This window comes from Clostridium hydrogenum (genome assembly GCF_021432385.1).
GTDB classification, from domain to species: Bacteria; Bacillota; Clostridia; order Clostridiales; family Clostridiaceae; genus Clostridium_S; species Clostridium_S hydrogenum.
In genome coordinates, this window is sequence record NZ_JAEACT010000004.1 from 427,021 (window position 1) to 445,857 (window position 18,837).

An 18,837-nucleotide genomic window follows, 5' to 3' on the forward strand; every position below is an offset into this window, starting at 1 on the left:
AATTCTGTTAAGATAATATTAAATTTAATATTTTTATTAATTTTTCGGTTGGGCAAACTTAAATTTGCTTTCAAGAGAATTGAATTTTCGGGGTGGAAAATTCCTTAAAGGGTTTTTCCGCCCTTTTTGCATATAAAATTCAAGGAGGTATGGTTACCAATGGAAAAAATTTTATTAGAAATAGCTTTAATTTTAATTTTTACAAAACTAGGCTCAATAATAAGCATACATTTCAAAATGCCAGGTGTTCTTGGCGAACTTGTCGCTGGCGTTCTTTTAGGACCATTTGTATTTAATTTAATCAAGCCAAGTGATAACTTGACACTTTTATCAAACCTAGGGGTTATAATGCTAATGTTCTTGGCTGGTATAGAAACAAATCTTGAAGAACTTAAAAAGGCTGGAAAAAGCTCTTTTGTAATTGCATGTGCAGGAGTAATAGTTCCTCTAATCCTTGGAACAGTAGCTGCTTACATGTTTTTCAATAATTTTTGGGAAAACCTATTTGTTGGCGTAATATTAACTGCAACAAGCGTAAGTATTTCAGTTCAAACTTTAACTGAACTTGGGAAATTAAACACACGCTCAGGAATTAACATACTTGGTGCTGCTGTTATAGACGACGTTTTAGGACTTATTTTAATTTCAGTAATATTAGCCACAGCAAACTCATCTGGTGCCGGTAATTCATCGCTTATAAGTGCTTTTATTAAAATAGGTGTATTTTGCGTTATTGCCATAGCAGCTATATTATTTTTACCTAAATTTATAGACAAAATAACTCAAAAATTTAAACCACAGCAGGGTTTGGCACTTTTATCAATAGCTTTTGCACTTATTTGTGCATTTGGCGCTGAAGAACTTGGTTTAGCCTCTATTACAGGTGCTTATATCTGCGGACTTGTTTTATCTCCCATAAAGCATAAAGAATACATTGAAAAAAGAATAAAAGTAATTTCTGGTTCATTTTTATCTCCAATATTTTTTGCATCAGTTGGTATATCTGCAAGTATAAAAGGAGTTAATACCAAAGTTATCCTTATAACTTTAACTATGTTTGTAATTGCTGTTATTGGTAAAGTTGTTGGCTGCGGTCTTGGAGCTAGATTATTTAAAATGTCAAAAAGCGAAGCTTTGCAAATAGGCGTTGGTATGGTTTCAAGAGGTGAAGTTGCAATTATAACTGCAAATATAGGACTTAGTAAACATATTATTTCCGAAGAAATATTTCTTCCAACAATTGTAGTTGTTATACTTTCGACTATAGTAACTCCAATACTTTTAAAACTCTCATACTCACATAAAACAGATAAATTAATTGACAAAGCAATTTGACAAACCTCTTTTTTGCTTTCATAATTTAAAGTGAATTATATCTAAATATACCGTTTCAACTACCAAAATCAATTTGCATCATAATTCCCACAATACGGCATTTTGATACAAATTAATTTTGAAGTTTCAAATGGTTTATCTTTACTAAAGAGGTGACTGTTTTTGAAATCATTAAAAAGACTATCAGTTTATGAGTCCTTATTTATTGGGAGTGCTCTCAAATGGACTTTTTTATCAATCATAATAGGCCTAGTAGTTGGTTCTTTTTCAACTTTATTTATAAGGCTTATAAATATTGGTACTAGTTTTACTACAAAGTTTAATTACTATTATTTATTTTTACCTATTGCACTTTTTTTAAGTAGCTTCCTGATAATTAAGCTAGCTCCTGATGCAAAAGGACATGGCACCGAAAAAGCAATTGAAAGTGTAAATAAAAATAATGGAAATATGAAAATATCAGTAGTTCCAGTAAAACTCTTAACAACTTTTATAACTATAATATTTGGAGGTTCTGTAGGTCTTGAAGGTCCTGCAACACAAATAGGTGGTGCAATCTCATCTTTTATAGGAAATACTTTTAAAATGAACACAATGGATAAACGAAGACTTGTTGTATGCGGAATAAGTGCAGGTTTTGTTTCAGTGTTTAATGCTCCTGTTGGAGCTGCCATATTTGCATGTGAAGTTTTATATATAGGAAAGCTTTCTTATATATCACTTCTTCCTTCACTTATATCTTCCTTTGTAAGCTACTATGTTGGATTATACATGGGAAATAAGCCTTTAATTTTTAAAATAAAATATGTGCCTAATAATCAAATAATTGCATTTATAGAAATATTATTTTTTGGAGTTTCAATTGGAATTCTAGCTATTTTATTTATAAAACTAGTTAAATTTGTTGAAATTGCTTTTAAAAAAATAAAAATTTATCCACCATTAAAAGGAATTATAGGTGGTATTATAATAATTGCTTTAGTTTATACAACCAATTCTTTTACTTCTCTTGGAATTGGCGATGAAACTATAAATAAAATTATTATGGGAAATGCTCCAAGTAAGTTTTCCTTTATAACTAAAGCCCTTACAACCTCGCTTACTCTAGGCTGTGGTGGAAGTGGCGGTATATTAACTCCAATGCTTTTTATAGGCTCTGCATTTGGAAATACGTGGGCTCAATTATTAGGATCTAATGTAGCTTTTTATTCTGCTATAGGTATGGCTGCATTTTTGGCTGCTTGTTCAAATGTTCCAATTGCATCTATAGTAATAGCTATGGAGCTTTTTGGAAATAATGTTGGAATATATGCTGCAATAGCTATTGGCATAAGCTACATAATTGTTGGACATGAAAGTATTTATCCAACTCAATTTATTATGTCATCAAAAACGCCTTCCTTAAAAGTTAAAACAAATATCGAAGTTGATAATATTAATAAATCTAGTATTTCTGATAAATAGGATCCATGCAAAATTAAATTTTTTCCAAAATAGGTTATATGTAACTTTACATATAACCTATTTATTTTATCAAATACTTATTTATACAATATGAGAGTTGTTTTAAATAATATAATATGATGAAATTTGTATAAACTATATAGGAAAAGATATTTAATATTAAAAATTTAAAAGAAGGTGATTTTGATGACATCTCTTGACCATTCAATATCAACCTCAATAAAAAATCAAATTATAAAAGAAATGCCTGATTCATCAAAGGATGTTCATGTTGAAACAAGAGAAGGCAGCGTTATACTAACAGGTGTTGTTAATATTTTATATGAAAAGCTAAGATGTGAGGATATTGCAAAAAAAGTTGAAGGAGTTACAAAAATTGAAAATGATATTGCAATAACTCTAGATGGAAGTGCTTCAGATAAAGAACTTACTGAATTATTAAATAAAAATTTAAGAAGCGAACCTCACAAAAGCGACTTTGTTGGTATAACAGGAAAAGTAAATGGAGGTTCAGCTATTCTTGTTGGTGAAACAGATACAGAAGGTCTTAGAAAATCAGCATTAGTTGAAGCTTCTAAAACTTACGGAATAAAAGATGTAGTTAATAATATAGCCGTAACTGGACACAGCGAAGATATAAGCCTAGCTAATGTAATTTTTGAAGAACTAGCCGATAGAAGTATTGATACTTCTGATATGACTTACACTGTTGCTAGAAATGAAGTTACTTTAAATGGATATGCCAAAAATGAAAATGACATTAACAGAATTGTTGATATAATCGAAAACATCAAAAGTGTTAAACACGTAAAAAATAAATTAAAACCTCGTCCATGGAAAACTGGCATTAGAGACTAATAAATAATATTGCCAAGTAGCTTTAATTGTACAAAACGCTGCTTGGCTATATTCTATATATCAATGCATATCTCTCCTTACCTACCAATTAAAGCCTTAGGCATTATAAAAATATCATATTTGACAAATGAATTCTTAACAAATCCTTTTTCACAAGACGTAACATCATTAACTTCTTTAAGGCTTTTTGCACTAAAAAATACTTTTCCTCCATGCCTATTATAAACACCACCACCAATTAAATACTTTTTAGCTTCAGTTGAAAAATTTCTAACGGTAGTTTTTGTTTCTATAAAATTATGTTCATTTTTATTTGTTTCAGTATTTCCTTTACCTTCGTTAGCCTTATAACTTATTCTCACAAATATATTATTTTCATCCATGGTATACACTCCTTCAAAACATCAATAACAAGAACAAACGTTCTTATATTTACATTATACAGAACGCTTGTTCTTAAGTCAATATTTTTAAGTATGTTTTTTACATTCTTCCTTTTTCAGAAAAAAAGCATAAGGAAAGCATTCCTGGTCCTACGTGAGACCCTATCACAGGACCAACATGATTTATTATAATCTTTTTAACATGAAATTCACTTTTAACAATTTCAGCAAGATATTCAGCTTCTTCTATGCAATCACCATGACTTATTCCAACTATCATATTTTCATAATCTGATCCTTTTTCCCTTAATTCCTCTGTCAAAAATCTAATTGCTTTCTTTTTACCTCGTATATTTATAACATTTACCAATTCGCCTAAATCATTTATACAAATTATTGGCTTTATATTTAGTAAGGTTCCAACAACTGCTTTTGACATTGAAAGCCTTCCACCCCTACTTAGATGAAATAGATTTTCTACTATAAACCAATGATTTACTTTTAAACAGCTATTCTTGGCCCATTCTATCACCTCATCGCCACTTTTCCCAGCTTCAAGCATTTTCCATGCATAATATACTAAAATTCCCTCACCTATACTTGCACATTTAGTGTCAACTATCTTTATATCTGCATCTTGATATTCCTTAATTACTTCTTCTCTTGCAACTTCTGCACTACCAAATGTACCACTTATAGCTGAATCAAATGCAAGATAAATAACCTTCTTATTTTTTTTAACGAGTTCCTTAAATTTTTGTTCAAATCTATATGAATTAATCTGAGATGTATATGGCTTTTCACCATTTCGCATCCCATCATAAAATTCTTTATATTTAAGTGACTTACCAAAATCATCCTCATATTCTTTATCTTTAAAGTGACACATAAGTCCAATAGTTTCAACTTCACTTTCTTCTATAAACTTTAATGGTAAATCACTACTTGAATCTACCAAAAGTACTGTATCCATTAATATCATCTCCTTATTCTTAAACTTTGATTATATTAAGTAATTATCCATAATTTCTAAACACATTATATCATATGGATACTAATTTTACTAAAATCAAAAGTAATTGTTTCTAGCATTTACACTTAACTATTTTTATTATTAATATATATATTTTATAACATTACTTTCTAGGTAGTATTCTGCAAATAGTTGTCCCTATTTTATTGCATTTGCCTTAAGCTAGTGTTAACATTTAATTAGAGATACACCACTGTAAAACTTAAAATTTATTTACATAATAATGCCATCTTCTAGGCATTATTATGCAAATTGATTTTGCTAGTTTCAACATAATAATGACTATTAAAGGGGGATGGATATATGAATGCAAATGATATTATGAAATATATTGAAAGTGAATATACAATAATAAACACAATACACTGTGATGTATGCGGTGGAAATTATGAAGCAACTGAACAGGGGATTGGATTTATTGATAACGAACCATTTGATATATGCGAATGTGCTTGTAGTGAATGTGGTCATAAAAAAATTTTTGAGTTTCCTGCTCCCTTTCTAGTTGAAGGTGCAAAAGGATTAAAAAGTAAAACTCTGAATTAGCATTGTAAACTAAAGTGCAGTGCTAATTCAAATAACTCTTTGGCATGTTTAAAAAAATGATGTTAGGGAATAGTGGCTCAAACTCCTCCCAAAACAATATGAAAAAACGATAGAACAAAACATTATCTATCGTTTTTTTATCTATAACTAAATCACTTCAACAATTGAAATTCATACTATTAAATTTCAATTATTCTACCTTTAGTATAGTTTATCTAATTCACTCTTAACAAATTCCATAAGTTCTTTTATCATATTTTCAGAAAAATCAAATTTTATTTCTGCTGCCGCATATACTTCTGGTATCGATACAGAACTTCCGAGAGACAATGCCTTTTTATAACTTTCTATTGCTCTCTTTGGATCTTTTTTATAGTTTCTCCATATTTGAAGTGCTCCCAATTGTGCCATAACATATTCAATATAGTAAAAAGGGACTTCAAATATATGCAATTGCTTTTTCCAAAAATTCTTCAAAGCATCTTCATAACCAGAAAAATCTACTGTTTGAAATTGAAATTGCTTAGCCATTTCAGCAAACTTTTCATTTCTTTCTTCCGCAGAATGTTCTGGATGCGAATACATCCAATGCTGAAATCTATCTACAAGAACTCCCCAAGGTAAAAATTCTATTATTCCTTCAAGATGTTCTCTTTTAGCTCTTTTTAACTCCTCTTCATCCTTGTAAAAAACATCCCAGCTATCCATGCATATAAGCTCCATACTCATACTAGCAAGTTCAGCAGTCTCACTTGGCATTTCTGCATAATCAGCGATTTCAATATTAGAAGTTAATGTATTATGAACAGAATGTCCTCCCTCATGAGTAAGAGTCGCAAGATCATCTTGACTTTGAGCTTCATTCATAAATATACATGATGTATTACTTACACGAAAAACATCACAGAATCCACCAGGTGACTTTGCCTTTCTACTTTCAAGATCAAGAGTTTCAGAATTTTTCATTTTATTTAACGTATTAAAAAATATCTCATCTTTTTTCTTAAATATCTTTAATACACCATCTATAAGTTCGTTTACATTATTATATGGTTTTAAAGGTTTTTGCCCCTCTTTTACAGCACTCACATCCCATGGTCTATAATCTTCAACTTTAATTTCCTCTTTATGTCTATCCCTTATTTCATTTACAATCGGCACAACAGATTTTAAAACTGATTCTTGAAGTTCTATACAGTCTTCTGGTGTATATGAAAATCTTTCAAGCTTTTTAAACATAAATTCCACAAAATCTTTACAATCTGCATTCAAAGCTTTTTCATTTCTCAGTTTTACTAGATTATCCATTATTTCATCTAATTCTTTACTATCTTTAAGTCTTCTATTTTGTACAAGTGTCCATGCATTTTTACGCATTTCTCTATCTGAATCTTTCATGTAAACAGACATTTGTTGTAATGTTTTTTCTTCATTGTTCCACATTACAGACATGTTTCCTGTTATATCGTAATATTTAGTGCATAGTTTATCTTCCTTAACTTCTATATCTATGTTTTCTTTTCTAAAAATTTCAATCGAGTTTGCTCTTTTTTTAACTAAATTATCATAGTAACTACCAAGCTGATTTCTGTATTCACTATTGTAAAAAAATTTATCTAATAATTCACCATATTTTTTTAATAAAGGCCAAATTACTTCATTATCGTGTTCATATGTAGCTTTTATTTCTTTGTTATCACTATAACAATTAGTAGCGAAATAATTTCTGCTGAGCTTTTCTTTTACACCATCATATAATTTTGATTCATCTACTAACCATTTTTTTAAATCTTCTGGAGAATTTATTTTTCTATCTAGCAATTTTTGAAAATTACCTTCTAATTCTTTTTCATCAATCATAAAAAACTTATGCATCTAAGTAGCCTCCATATCATTTTATTATTATTTAAAATTATACTATTCTATATAAAATTTGTATATAGAGCCATTATTCAAAATATAAAAATGCATTCTGTATCTATAGTAGTAAATCTGAAAATTCAACATTAACTTTCTCTTCACTACTAAGTTTAATTACATTTTCAGAATATGCATTATTACCATCAACTGAATTTATTACAGGCAACGTAACTATAAACTCACTTCCATAATTCAACTTACTCCTTACGCAAATGTCACCCCTATGCAGCTTTACGATTTTTTTTACTATAGATAATCCAATTCCACTGCCTTCTCTTCTTCTAGTAAAGGTTTTGTCAACTTGTCCAAAATTCTCAAAGATTATCTTTTCCTTACCCTCTGGAATTCCTATTCCATTATCCTTAATTGAAACCTTAATACTGCTAACCTCATCATGTATATTTACAATAATTTTCCCGTGACTACCAGTAAATTTTATAGCATTAGATAAAAGATTTAATATCATCCTCTCGACTTTTTCTTTATCAACAAACATAATCTTTTCCTCAACATCAGTATCAAATATTATATTCTTACCCTTATCATTTACAAATGCAGCTGCTGCTAATGTTACATCCTCTATAATATTTACTATATTTTCTCTAGACAAATTAGGTTTTGCAACTCCATCCTCAATTTCGCTTACATCCATAAAGTTATTGACAATTCTTAATAATCTATAGCAATTTTGCTTCATCATAGCATAGTATTTTTCATATACCTTACACTTTTCTCCGCTATCATCATAGTTTTTATATAAATCTACAACTTGAAGAGCACTTAATATTATATTTATTGGAGTTCTAAGTTCATGTGATATTGTACCCATAAATTGTGTCCTAGTCATATTATATGTAACTAATTTAGCCATACTATCTTTATTATCTAATTTATAGAAACATTTATACTTTTTTTCTGCATCACATACTATATTTAAAACAGCCTCTTGATTTTCATATGGAAATAAAGTACTTATAATTTTCATATCAAATACTTTTCCATCTAGTTTTCTTTTTATGCTGCTGAACATTTCTACATTTTCACCATCGTAAATTAATTTCTCCATATTGTATTTTTTGTGTTCTAAAGATTTTGGAGAAATTTCTATTAACTCTTTATGATTTTTGCCTATAACACCACTCTCATCATTTACCCCCATGAGTTCCATACCCTTTTTATTTAAATAAACTATATTATCGCCTAATTCAACAAATACTGGTTCATTAATGCTTGAGAAAATATTTTTGTATATTTTCTCGCTTTCCTTTACTCTTTTTTGAGCTAACTTAATTTTCGTTGTATCGTTTTTAATTACAATAAGTACCATTTCTCCATTTTTAAAAACCATGGGAATTTTAGTAACAAAAAAACACATTTCTTTATTATTCTTAACTAATTTTTCTGGATAAAAGTACGAACTTTTGCTTTTCCAAATATCGTCATCATAATTAAATGTGCCTTTAAGCAAGTCATTTATATATTTATTGTTTTTAGCTATTTCATTATCTGTCTTTCCAATATAATCAGAATTTAATTCATAAACCTCTTTAGCCATCTTATTTGCCGCTAACCATTTACCGTTTTTATCTTTTAATATAATTACGACAGGAATGCTATCAATTATGTAGTTAATTTCTTGCTTTTTAATAATAAAATCATTTCTCTCAAGCAAGTCTCTATTTTTTCCAATAGCATTTTCATAATTATAAAAAAAATCATCTAACTCCCCTATCCATTGACAAAGTTCATCCCTACCAATGACATTATTTAAGACATATCTCTTATACCCAATTTCTAGACATTTTATAACCTTGTACACTATAGAGTCCAGATATTCCTGCTTGTACCATTTAGCACACGTTAAAATTATTTTACGTGCAGACTCAACTACACTTCTAGAATGCGCCGAAACCATTTCTTTGTTAATTATATTTATGCAATCAATCCAAAAGTCTTTATGCCTAATTGTCTTATCTACATCGTATTTATTCTCAATTTCGGAAACATGATTATATATCTCATCTTCCTTACACAGAAGCCCTTCAAATAAACAACTCATAAATTTCACTATCCCTTATCCTTGTAGTTTTGACCACTAAATATTATCTTACTATTTATAATAAAATACAATAATAAGAATACCTTAAATTTTGACAACATTTTTAATGTTTATATTTTTAACGTTTTTATAACTTTTTTCATTTAGTATAAAACGTTACCTATAATTTATATATTGTATAAAATTGCAAGCTATTTATATTAAATGTCGAATTTTAATATAAATTTTTTTAATTAAAATTCAATTAAAATTGTGATACTATATAGATATAGATATATATTAAAGTGGTGGTAAAATGGATTTTTATACTCTATCAAAAAAAAACAGAAGCGAATTTATAAAATCTAATAAAAATTTTATATACAATACCGTTTTAGAAATGGTAAATACTAATTTAGATTGGAAAAAGTCAGAAGAATTAAACATAGGTGTATTTGCATTTAACTATGCTTGCAATTCATATTTTAACGAGCTAGAAAATGGCAACTTTTTCAATTATGCAAAAGTTTTAATACATTCACATTTATTAGACTATTTCACTAAAGCATCATATACACCTACTTTGCGTTTTAGCAACAACTTAAATACATTCAATGATAAAAACATACAAATAACAGCTGCCGAAAAAGAAGCTGAAGCTAAAATTTATCAAAATGAAATAATCGCCTTAAACGAATTTTTATTTAATTTTAATTTAAATTACAGTAATCTTGCAAAGAATTGTCCTCACAATAACACTATAAAAAATAAACTTTTAAATATAGCCTTTTTGTGCAGCAATGAGCTATTTATACTAAACTTAATTGAAGAAAAAAAAATGCTTCCTGTAAAAAAAATATCGCTATTCACAAAATGTGATCTTAACTTAATTGAAAGGTGGCAAAACTATCTTCTTATTTTAATAATAATATTCTCAGATAAAAATCTTATTTATTTAAAATGCTATTTAAATATATGCGTAGGTGATACTAAATGAAAATAACAGGAATTGTACTAGACATCAGTAAGCATACAGCTTTCGTTTTAACCAAACAAGGTGAATTTAAAAAGGTTAAAATACGAGCTCATGAAATTCCAAATATAGGACAAGAATATACAGGAAAATCAACAGGTTTTTCTTTAATAAAAGGTCATGTCCATCCATATAGGTATATATTTATATCCATTATTATAGTATTTTTAATTAGCATAATAGGCTTTATATATAATTATTTTTCGCCAAGTTATTCTGCAATACTAGATGTTAGTCCTTCTTTCGAAATTAAATGTAACTCTTCTAATAAAGTTATTAATATTTCATCAGAAGATTCTAGGGGCTATAAAATATTGAACGAAATAAATATAAAAAACGCCAATTTAAACGACTCACTAATTAAAATAATAAATCAATGCAAAAAAGATAATATTATAAATCCAAATTATGAAAATAAAAATAAAACTATGAGACTATATATTTCTGGTAAAAATGTAGATTTATCTTCTTTAAAAAAATACATAAAAACTAATTCTTTAAATTTACAAATAAACGTAAATGGAGAAAATTGAGAGAGCAATGATATCTTGGAACATTAAATAAAATTAATAAATCTAAGGGGGATATTCTTAAAATCCTAAGAAATTTCAATAACTCACTAACGTTCAGACAAATTGAAATTTCTAAGTCTTTTAAAAATATCCCCCTAAGATTTATATATTTTTATTTAAATCGTTCCAATATATCATTACTCTCTCTAAACATAAATCAAGGAAAAAATTCCTCCGTACCTACGGAATTTTAAGCTAATGCAGAAACTATGTGATACTTGCAATTACATGTTATATGAGATAAACTATTTGTGTCTTTTATTAGACATCCTCCTATGTTTTCATATTTGCGGTTGGCTAGACATGCATCTATTTAACATAGGAGTTTTTTTCTCCTCAACGTCATAAGCCTTTTTTCTTCCACTTGCTTAGCAAGTGGTTTTCTTCGTTACACAAAGATGATTTTTCTCCTCTAGCACTACGAAAAATCTGAAAACTTATTCTGACGCAGTCGCACCATTCATAATGTTCAGCAAAGCTGACAACATTTAATTTTAAGATTTTCTGCTTCAGCAGAAAATCATCCTTCATTGTAAATTGTGCATGGTGAATTGTGAATTTTACTAATGCTATCAGTATAAACTTGGCATCTGCAATTTGTATTTTGGAAGTAGTTTCTCTATATATTTATTAAATCCCCATTTCCCGTAGGCACGGAGGGAAATATTCCTTGGTCCACTGTTTTTGTGAAGTAATAGTATTTCAGTGGCGATTTAAATGAATTGCAATAAATATTAGAGCCTAAATATTAAAATAGTTAGAAGTTTCAATTGTCTGAGCATCCAGCGAGTTATTGAAACTTCTTAGTATTTTAATATTTAGGCTCTTAGATTTATGCAATTCATTTAATGCCACGAAATACTATTACTTCACAAATGAGTCATAAGCTCCTTTTATCATTTTTATAGGTTGCGAAAAAAGTGAGTAATTTGAGTTAGTTACCCTATCTATAAAGTTCTTCATATTGTATTGTGGAAATATGTATATTCTATTTATTGCATAAAGACCCTTGCTATTGCTTGCCCACTTGCCACTAGTAGTAAATGCCATAAGATAACCATCCTTTTTTTCTGCTTTCACAGTATCAACATTAAACTCTCCATATGGATATGCAATTGCTCTAACCGACTTTCCAGTAATCCCCTCAAGCTTATTTTTTGATTCTTCTAGATTTTTAAGTTGATCTTCATATGATAATTTATCTAATTTTGCATGATTTAAAGTGTGACATTCTATATCTATTCCGTTTTGGCTCATCTCTTTTAGCTCACTTGATTTTAAATATAAGGTACCCTTGTCCAAATAATTAGTTATGATAAACAATACTGCATTAAAATTATATTTTTTTAGCGTTGGATAAGCATTATCGTACTGATTTTGATAACCATCATCAAACGTAATAAGTACAGATTTTTTTGGTATGGACTTACCATTTACTAAAAAATTATAAAATTCATTTGCAGAAAGTGTATGATATCCATTATCCTTTAAGTACTTCATTTGCTCATCGAATTGCTTTTTTGGTACTTTCATAATATTATCATCATTATCATCGCATATCGAATGATACATAAGCACAGGCACACTCTCATTATTAGATTTTTTATTAGAATTATCATAAACATTATTTTTCAAAGAGCTTACTTCTTTACTATACGCCACTCTTTGATAGTCTTTATAATAATTTAGTAATACAAATCCGCATATGCATAATATTAAACCTGTAATAATAATTATTAGCAACTTCTTAAGTTTTCTAATTTTAATCACCTTCTCTTACTATATTTATTCACATTATCCACAACACTGTTGATAACCTGTGCATAACATAAGTTGGAATAAAAGTCCATTAAAACTTTAATTCAAATTTTTACTTTTTTCCAGCCGTGCCTTTACTATAAGCCTATGAGTAGCAACTCTTAAAGGTGTACAAGTAACTAAAGTCATAGTTGCATCTGTGGTTGGATTAAGAACTTCAGTATGACTTGGAAGAACAACCTGAATGCTATATACCTTATATTTATATTCTCCATTTAGTGTTTCAACTGTTATTTCATCTCCAATTTTTAATTCATTAAGCCTATTAAAATATTCACCATAAATATAACTCCTATGTCCAGCAACGCAGAAATTTCCGTTTTTTCCCGGCATCCCTGTTCCCTTAAAATGTCCTACTGCAAATTTTAGAGTTTCTAAATCCGCACCTTCACCTATGGCAACTTTTAAATCAATTTTAGGTATTTTTAGTAAACCTACAACCCCCATATCTCCAGAATCATCAGTTTTTCCTACATCTGTCTTCTTGGCATTTTTCCTTTCTTCAATTTTTTTCTCATAATTTTTAATCATTGTATTCTGTTTATGCATTACAAAAAGTTTAATAGAAAAAGCTCCTATAATTATAGCTAGTCCAATGATTATTAATGCTAATCCAAATATTTTTAATTTTTTTCCCATATCAATGACACCTCAAATAAAATTATACCATTATTTAAATTATTTAATAAGCATATTTTTATACTATTTATGGCTATTAAAGTTAAAAATTATTTTAAGAAAATTAATAATTATATTAACAATTTTTGAAAATTGTGATATACTAAAACTATAAAAAATGAAAACGATATCTTAAGTGAAAGGTTGGTGTTTAAAATGAAAAATAATGTTATTTATGTAGATTTTTTTAATAAAACTAGGGTGGGTAAATCTAACAATGTATTTACTAAACTCTTAAATTTTATAAAAACTACACTTAGGATAAAAAAGAGAAGTTTTAAGCCTTCAGGAAATCAATTTTCTAACACCAGATCTAAAAATAAAAATATTCTTTAATTAATAAATATATTTTCACTTCAATAACCGTTATTAGTTTTGTACAATAAAGTCAAAATATATGATTTTAATTTATATTTGTAAATTTATCAACAACCGTTGTATTAAAAAAAATGAATAAGTTATACTTTTATTTAATTATTTATTGTAAAACTATTTATTTTTTTTTAAAATACATTTATAATAGAAGAAGTTACAAATTTAGAAATTCATTTTACACTCTCCATAAAATAATTAAAATATATGTTAAATCAAAATAAAAAACCGGAGCATCCGGTTTTTTATTTTAAAATCTAATAGGGGGATTTCAAATGAGAGTTGGAATTGGCTACGACGTACATAAATTAATTGAAAATAGAGATTTAATATTAGGTGGAGTATTAATTCCTCATAATATGGGATTGCTTGGTCATTCAGATGCCGATGTACTTGTTCATGCCATAATGGATAGCCTTCTTGGTGCTGCTGCTCTAGGTGACATAGGTAAACATTTTCCTGATACAGATGAGAAGTATAAAGGTATTTCAAGTATAAAACTTCTAAAAGAAGTTAACGCTCTTTTATTGAATGAGGGATATAAAATAGGTAATATAGATGCCACTATAATAGCCCAAAAGCCAAAACTTTGTAATTATATTCCACAAATGAGAGAAAGTATTTCTAATGCATTAAACATAAATATCGATAAAATAAATATAAAAGCTACTACTGAGGAAGGTCTCGGTTTTACAGGTAATGAAACAGGAATTTCAAGTCAAAGTATTTCTCTGATTTATAGAGAAAGTTAATTTATAATATGTTCCATAACTTACACTAATTTGGGTGGTGATATCTAATGAAAAAATTTTTTAACTCTAATTCAAAAGCAAAACTTTCTTTGATTACAGCTTTACCAGTATTTATTTTATTAGTTATTGAATGCATTTTATTGATTATTGAAGGGTCTTTAATTTATTTTAAATGTTATAACTCTATAAAATCCACTGTAAGTTCAGCTGTTTTCTCTAAAACAATTTCGTCTATAGGTATCTTTATAACAATAACTATTGCTGTAACTTTAATTATTTCAATTGCAATAATAATGTTTTGTTATAAAGCATTATTTTCAAAATTTTCTTTATTAAAAGATAAATTAGAAAAAATATCCTCTGGTGACTTGTCCGTTGAGGCTCTTACTTCTAATTCTAAAGATGACATTGGTGTTATATCTCAGGGTTTTAATAATATATTAGGCAAGATAAATTCTCTAACTAGTCAAGTTAAAACATCTTCTGACACAGTTTTAAAAACATCATCATCACTAAAAAACTTAACTTTAAAAGCTGATGATTCTGCAAATGAAATTGCTGCTGCAATAGATGAGATTGCTAAAGCTTCTGAAATACAATCAGCAAATGCTGAAGAATGTTGTAAAAAAGGAGATTCTCTTTCTGAAAAAATAGGGAAAGTACTTGTTGGTACAGAGGTAATGGATTCAGAAGCAGAAACTTTTAATAGCTTAATAGATCAAGGTCTTAAAACTATTTCTAATTTAACAGATAAATCTCAAAAAGCTTTAGAGTCAACATCTAAAGTTAATGATATAGTTTTAAAAGTTCATCAAAATTCTAATGACATAGGCAATATAACAAAAACTGTTTCTCAAATAGCAGAGCAAACAAACCTTCTTGCTTTAAATGCAGCAATAGAAGCTGCTCGTGCAGGTGAAGCTGGCAAAGGATTCTCTGTTGTTGCTGATGAAGTTAAAAAACTTGCAGAACAAGTTACTTCATCCATAGTTGAAATTGAAAGCCTAATAAAAGAAATACAACTTCATTCAGGTGAGGCTGTAACTGCTATAGCAAGCGCTTCTGAAGTTGTTAAGGAAGAAAATTTATCATCATCTGAAACAAAAAAAGTTTTTACAGATATTTCAGATGTAGTATTTGAAATGAGTGCTGTTGTAGGTGAAATAAAAAATGCAAATGAAGATATGGCAACTGAAAAAGATTCTCTCATTGATTTAATTTCACAAATTTCTTCTGAAACACAAGAAACGTCAGCTTCAGTACAACAAGTTGCTGCAAGCGCAGATAGTCAACTTAAATCTATGAAAGAAGTTGCTAATTATTCATCTGAGCTTGAAAAACTTTCTGAACAGCTTGAAAAGGAACTTTTAATGTTTAGGCCTAAAAATTTGAAACAAAACATATAAAACAAAGCCGTGACATAAACATTGTCACGGCTTTACTTTATTTGCACCATAATTATTCAAACTATCTTTTTAAATGTTTGCTAAATTCTTTAATTCTTCCGTTAAATTCATAACTTCTTCTACACTTGCATTTGTTTCTTGTATGGCAGCTGATTGTTGCTGCGTTGTATTTAATGTTGAATCTGCCGATTCTAATGTTTTATTTACAGAACCCTGTATTTTCTCAGTTAATTCACTTATTTTAACAGCTGTTTCTTTAGAATTTTGAGATAATTTACGTATTTCAGAAGCAACTACACCAAAGCCTTTCCCCGCTTCACCAGCTCGTGCTGCCTCTATCGCCGCGTTTAAACCAAGCATTCTTGTCTCATCAGCTATACTTTTTATATATCCAAGTATATTATTTATCTCTCCAGATATTTTCTGAACTTTTAATATTTCTTTATTTAAATTTTCCTGATTTGCTGTAACCTCTACAGAAGAAGCTGCAAGTTCCTCCATAGCCGCTGATATTTGGCTAAAATTTTCTGAAAGAGTATTTGTTACTTGTTTAATTTTAATCTGTTCATAACCAATTCTTGATAAATTATTTGCTACAATGTATAAAATATCTGCTGCTGCTCTTACCTTATTTTCAGCTATACTTCTTATTTTACTAGCTTCCTCCATATATTGTTCTTTGTCTATTCCAAGTTCACTAGCCGTCTTTAATACATTTTGCTCATTTGGTTTATCATAAGTAACTTGTCCACCAAGAATAGTACCTATTTGCTCTCCATCTACAATAATAGGTGCTGCAAAGTCAATTAATCCCGCATGACATGTGTATATATATGGTTTACCTGTTCTTGCTGCCTCTTCTCCGCCTCTTTTATGAGATGCTGCACATCTATTTATTCCCGCTTGACTTCCTTGTGTTAAAGCAGAACAAAATCTTGTATACCTTGTAGGCTTCGTAACTGGCTTTCCATCCATATCAACCGTTATGCTAGCTATCTCCAAACTCTCGCCAAAATCGTCTTGGAATTTCTGTAAAAAATTCAAATCGATTACATCTTGTAATTTTACATTTCCAATGCTAAATGATTTTTCTGACATAAAATTCTCTCCCCTCAATTTTTGTAACATAGACCATTTTTTAAAACCCACAATTTTCACATAATTTATTTAACGCATAAAAAACATATTAAATAAATTATGTCTAAATATGATTAGATTATAGCAATATTATATCATATTATTAAATTTAACTCTATTGTAAACAATATATTAACTAAATAAACTAATAAATTTTTAAAATAAACTTACCTCCTATAATTAGTACTTTCCAGCTATATTTGGGTCAACTATAATTTCACTATGTTTAAATGTCGAATTGTTTTTATTGACTTTATATATCAAAATTGCTAAAATAAAATTGTAAGTTAAGTCGAATTTTGTTGATGAATATTATATAAATATAATATCTTCTGCAATATTCTAATATAATAAATATAATAATTCCTTATTACAAATAATAACCCTACTCCCCTAATACCGCATGTTTTCCCATGTGGTATTTTTTTTATCAAATGAACTTTCTCATTTTTCTTATTGCCTTTAATTTTAAATTTTTACATTTTTTATAATCTCTTTTGCTTATTCTTGCATAATCTGCCAAACTCATGTTTTTATAGTATACCCCTAATATTATATTCTTTTCCTCTAAGGTTAAAACTTTCATAAGTTCAAGAACCTCTTGTTTATTTAAAAAAACATCTTCCATTAGCCTTTCAGTACTCGATAATAAAACATTTTCACCTTTTTCCATATGCTCATCCAAACTGCTTTCCATCCAATTCTTTGAAGCTTTTCTTATTTCCATATTTAAATTATTCTTTATAGTCATAATGGCATAAGGGAAGAAATTTCTTTTTCTTTTAAAATCAAAGCACTTAATTGCCTTATACAGGGAAATATTTGATATACTTATAAAATCCTCAATATCATAATTTTTAAGATGTATATTTAAACTCTTTTTTATAATAAAAGGTTTTAACTTCTCCATAATAAGCTTTAAAGCATCTGTATTCCCACTTTTAGCATCACTGCAAAGCTTATCAAATTCTAAAATGTTATTTTCTATTTTCAATTACTTTCCTATTGCAAAATTCATTTTATTAAATTTGGGGGTTTTGTTATTTACCCCATAATATTGTAACATGTACCTTGATATTTTATTTTCAGCTCTTCTTATTCTTTTAATGCACGTATAATAATTAATATCAATTCTTTCTTTATCAACATTAAGCACATTTATAATATATTTTCTTAATATACTATTATCCACACTCATTCCCCCTAAAAAAATATAATTACATATATATAGATTATGTTTTTACATAAAATGGATATTTCCTTTAATTTTTTGTACTATATCTTTATCAACAGCTTATTCACAATTTTAAATATTTCTGTTGATAAGTTCTGTTTTTATTCACAATACACTCACATATTATCCACACCTGTTGATATGTATCAGCATACAAAACCTATAGACTACCTTTTTTCACATACCCTTTTAATCTGACAAATTGCTAAAAATAAAAATATTGAATATAATAACAAATAAAGCAGTTTAGATTAATAT

General features: G+C 28.1%; 18 protein-coding genes and 1 other annotated feature. Of the genes, 9 read left to right on the plus strand and 9 right to left on the minus strand.

Features of this window, described 5'->3' with window-relative positions:
- Positions 1-46 precede the first annotated feature (46 nt).
- Positions 47-102, plus strand: a sequence feature (sodium ion sensor (DUF1646 type); this cis-regulatory element may regulate processes involved in with the transportation of sodium ions).
- Between the two features lie 57 nt (positions 103-159).
- From CUEA01_RS20255 to CUEA01_RS20265, 3 genes are all read left to right on the plus strand, one after another.
- Positions 160-1,335 carry a cation:proton antiporter gene (locus CUEA01_RS20255; RefSeq protein WP_234123742.1) on the plus strand — a complete coding sequence of 392 codons (1,176 nt, stop codon included), beginning with the start codon at positions 160-162 and terminating at the stop codon, positions 1,333-1,335.
- A 162-nt stretch (positions 1,336-1,497) separates the two neighbouring features.
- Complete coding sequence (locus CUEA01_RS20260; RefSeq protein WP_234123743.1) at positions 1,498-2,799, plus strand: chloride channel protein; 1,302 nt, start codon at positions 1,498-1,500, stop codon at positions 2,797-2,799.
- Between the two features lie 186 nt (positions 2,800-2,985).
- Complete coding sequence (locus tag CUEA01_RS20265) at positions 2,986-3,657, plus strand: BON domain-containing protein (protein ID WP_234123744.1); 672 nt, start codon at positions 2,986-2,988, stop codon at positions 3,655-3,657.
- 77 nt (positions 3,658-3,734) lie between these two features.
- Here CUEA01_RS20265 and CUEA01_RS20270 read toward each other — a convergent pair whose 3' ends face one another.
- The gene (locus CUEA01_RS20270) at positions 3,735-4,040 is read right to left on the minus strand and encodes a hypothetical protein (protein WP_234123745.1); all 306 of its coding nucleotides are present in this window, start codon (positions 4,038-4,040) and stop codon (positions 3,735-3,737) included.
- Between the two features lie 100 nt (positions 4,041-4,140).
- Positions 4,141-5,013 (minus strand): DegV family protein, encoded by an 873-nt coding sequence (locus tag CUEA01_RS20275; protein ID WP_234123746.1) that lies wholly within the window; start codon positions 5,011-5,013, stop codon positions 4,141-4,143.
- A 363-nt stretch (positions 5,014-5,376) separates the two neighbouring features.
- On the opposite strand from CUEA01_RS20275, the gene CUEA01_RS20280 reads away from it, so the two are divergent.
- Positions 5,377-5,619, plus strand: coding sequence for a metal-binding protein (locus CUEA01_RS20280; protein WP_234123747.1), 243 nt, complete (start codon positions 5,377-5,379; stop codon positions 5,617-5,619).
- A gap of 201 nt (positions 5,620-5,820) precedes the next feature.
- On the opposite strand, the gene CUEA01_RS20285 is transcribed toward CUEA01_RS20280, so the two are convergent.
- Together CUEA01_RS20285 and CUEA01_RS20290 are read right to left on the minus strand one after the other, a co-directional pair.
- Positions 5,821-7,494 (minus strand): M3 family oligoendopeptidase, encoded by a 1,674-nt coding sequence (locus CUEA01_RS20285; RefSeq protein WP_234123748.1) that lies wholly within the window; start codon positions 7,492-7,494, stop codon positions 5,821-5,823.
- Positions 7,495-7,597: 103 nt separating this feature from the next.
- Entirely contained in the window at positions 7,598-9,598 is a 2,001-nt protein-coding gene (locus CUEA01_RS20290) for a sensor histidine kinase (RefSeq protein WP_234123749.1), read from the minus strand.
- A gap of 295 nt (positions 9,599-9,893) precedes the next feature.
- Between CUEA01_RS20290 and CUEA01_RS20295 the strand changes: the two genes are divergently transcribed.
- Complete coding sequence (locus CUEA01_RS20295) at positions 9,894-10,574, plus strand: RNA polymerase subunit sigma (protein ID WP_234123750.1); 681 nt, start codon at positions 9,894-9,896, stop codon at positions 10,572-10,574.
- Positions 10,571-11,143 (plus strand): anti-sigma factor domain-containing protein, encoded by a 573-nt coding sequence (locus CUEA01_RS20300; RefSeq protein ID WP_234123751.1) that lies wholly within the window; start codon positions 10,571-10,573, stop codon positions 11,141-11,143. The genes CUEA01_RS20295 and CUEA01_RS20300 overlap by 4 nt, the downstream gene beginning before the upstream one ends.
- A 903-nt stretch (positions 11,144-12,046) precedes the next feature.
- Here the strand turns inward: CUEA01_RS20300 and CUEA01_RS20305 are convergent.
- A complete protein-coding gene (locus tag CUEA01_RS20305; RefSeq protein WP_234123752.1) occupies positions 12,047-12,952 on the minus strand; it encodes a polysaccharide deacetylase family protein in 906 nt (301 codons plus the stop codon).
- 87 nt (positions 12,953-13,039) lie between these two features.
- Positions 13,040-13,639 (minus strand): class D sortase, encoded by a 600-nt coding sequence (locus CUEA01_RS20310; protein WP_234123753.1) that lies wholly within the window; start codon positions 13,637-13,639, stop codon positions 13,040-13,042.
- 195 nt (positions 13,640-13,834) lie between these two features.
- Between CUEA01_RS20310 and CUEA01_RS20315 the strand changes: the two genes are divergently transcribed.
- From CUEA01_RS20315 to CUEA01_RS20325, 3 genes are all read left to right on the plus strand, one after another.
- Entirely contained in the window at positions 13,835-14,014 is a 180-nt protein-coding gene (locus tag CUEA01_RS20315; RefSeq protein ID WP_234123754.1) for a hypothetical protein, read from the plus strand.
- A 311-nt stretch (positions 14,015-14,325) separates the two neighbouring features.
- A complete protein-coding gene (ispF, locus tag CUEA01_RS20320; RefSeq protein ID WP_234123755.1) occupies positions 14,326-14,802 on the plus strand; it encodes a 2-C-methyl-D-erythritol 2,4-cyclodiphosphate synthase in 477 nt (158 codons plus the stop codon).
- Between the two features lie 47 nt (positions 14,803-14,849).
- Positions 14,850-16,208, plus strand: a complete 1,359-nt coding sequence (locus CUEA01_RS20325; RefSeq protein ID WP_234123756.1) for a methyl-accepting chemotaxis protein — start codon at positions 14,850-14,852, stop codon at positions 16,206-16,208.
- Between the two features lie 69 nt (positions 16,209-16,277).
- Here CUEA01_RS20325 and CUEA01_RS20330 read toward each other — a convergent pair whose 3' ends face one another.
- The 3 genes from CUEA01_RS20330 to CUEA01_RS20340 form a co-directional block, all read right to left on the minus strand.
- Positions 16,278-17,306, minus strand: coding sequence for a PocR ligand-binding domain-containing protein (locus tag CUEA01_RS20330; protein ID WP_234123757.1), 1,029 nt, complete (start codon positions 17,304-17,306; stop codon positions 16,278-16,280).
- A 469-nt stretch (positions 17,307-17,775) separates the two neighbouring features.
- The gene (locus tag CUEA01_RS20335) at positions 17,776-18,339 is read right to left on the minus strand and encodes a sigma-70 family RNA polymerase sigma factor (RefSeq protein ID WP_234123758.1); all 564 of its coding nucleotides are present in this window, start codon (positions 18,337-18,339) and stop codon (positions 17,776-17,778) included.
- On the minus strand, positions 18,340-18,537 hold the full coding sequence (locus CUEA01_RS20340) for a hypothetical protein (protein WP_234123759.1): 198 nt from the start codon (positions 18,535-18,537) through the stop codon (positions 18,340-18,342).
- Between the last annotated feature and the right edge of the window lie 300 nt (positions 18,538-18,837).

Coding starts and splice junctions, on each gene's coding strand:
- CUEA01_RS20295 (WP_234123750.1), top strand. CDS start 9,894: ATGGATTTTTATACTCTATCAAAAAAAAACAGAAGCGAATTTATAAAA.
- CUEA01_RS20275 (WP_234123746.1), bottom strand. CDS start 5,013: ATGGATACAGTACTTTTGGTAGATTCAAGTAGTGATTTACCATTAAAG.
- CUEA01_RS20280 (WP_234123747.1), top strand. CDS start 5,377: ATGAATGCAAATGATATTATGAAATATATTGAAAGTGAATATACAATA.
- CUEA01_RS20300 (WP_234123751.1), top strand. CDS start 10,571: ATGAAAATAACAGGAATTGTACTAGACATCAGTAAGCATACAGCTTTC.
- CUEA01_RS20290 (WP_234123749.1), bottom strand. CDS start 9,598: ATGAGTTGTTTATTTGAAGGGCTTCTGTGTAAGGAAGATGAGATATAT.
- CUEA01_RS20315 (WP_234123754.1), top strand. CDS start 13,835: ATGAAAAATAATGTTATTTATGTAGATTTTTTTAATAAAACTAGGGTG.
- CUEA01_RS20270 (WP_234123745.1), bottom strand. CDS start 4,040: ATGGATGAAAATAATATATTTGTGAGAATAAGTTATAAGGCTAACGAA.
- ispF (WP_234123755.1), top strand. CDS start 14,326: ATGAGAGTTGGAATTGGCTACGACGTACATAAATTAATTGAAAATAGA.
- CUEA01_RS20330 (WP_234123757.1), bottom strand. CDS start 17,306: ATGTCAGAAAAATCATTTAGCATTGGAAATGTAAAATTACAAGATGTA.
- CUEA01_RS20310 (WP_234123753.1), bottom strand. CDS start 13,639: ATGGGAAAAAAATTAAAAATATTTGGATTAGCATTAATAATCATTGGA.
- CUEA01_RS20255 (WP_234123742.1), top strand. CDS start 160: ATGGAAAAAATTTTATTAGAAATAGCTTTAATTTTAATTTTTACAAAA.
- CUEA01_RS20325 (WP_234123756.1), top strand. CDS start 14,850: ATGAAAAAATTTTTTAACTCTAATTCAAAAGCAAAACTTTCTTTGATT.
- CUEA01_RS20265 (WP_234123744.1), top strand. CDS start 2,986: ATGACATCTCTTGACCATTCAATATCAACCTCAATAAAAAATCAAATT.
- CUEA01_RS20285 (WP_234123748.1), bottom strand. CDS start 7,494: ATGCATAAGTTTTTTATGATTGATGAAAAAGAATTAGAAGGTAATTTT.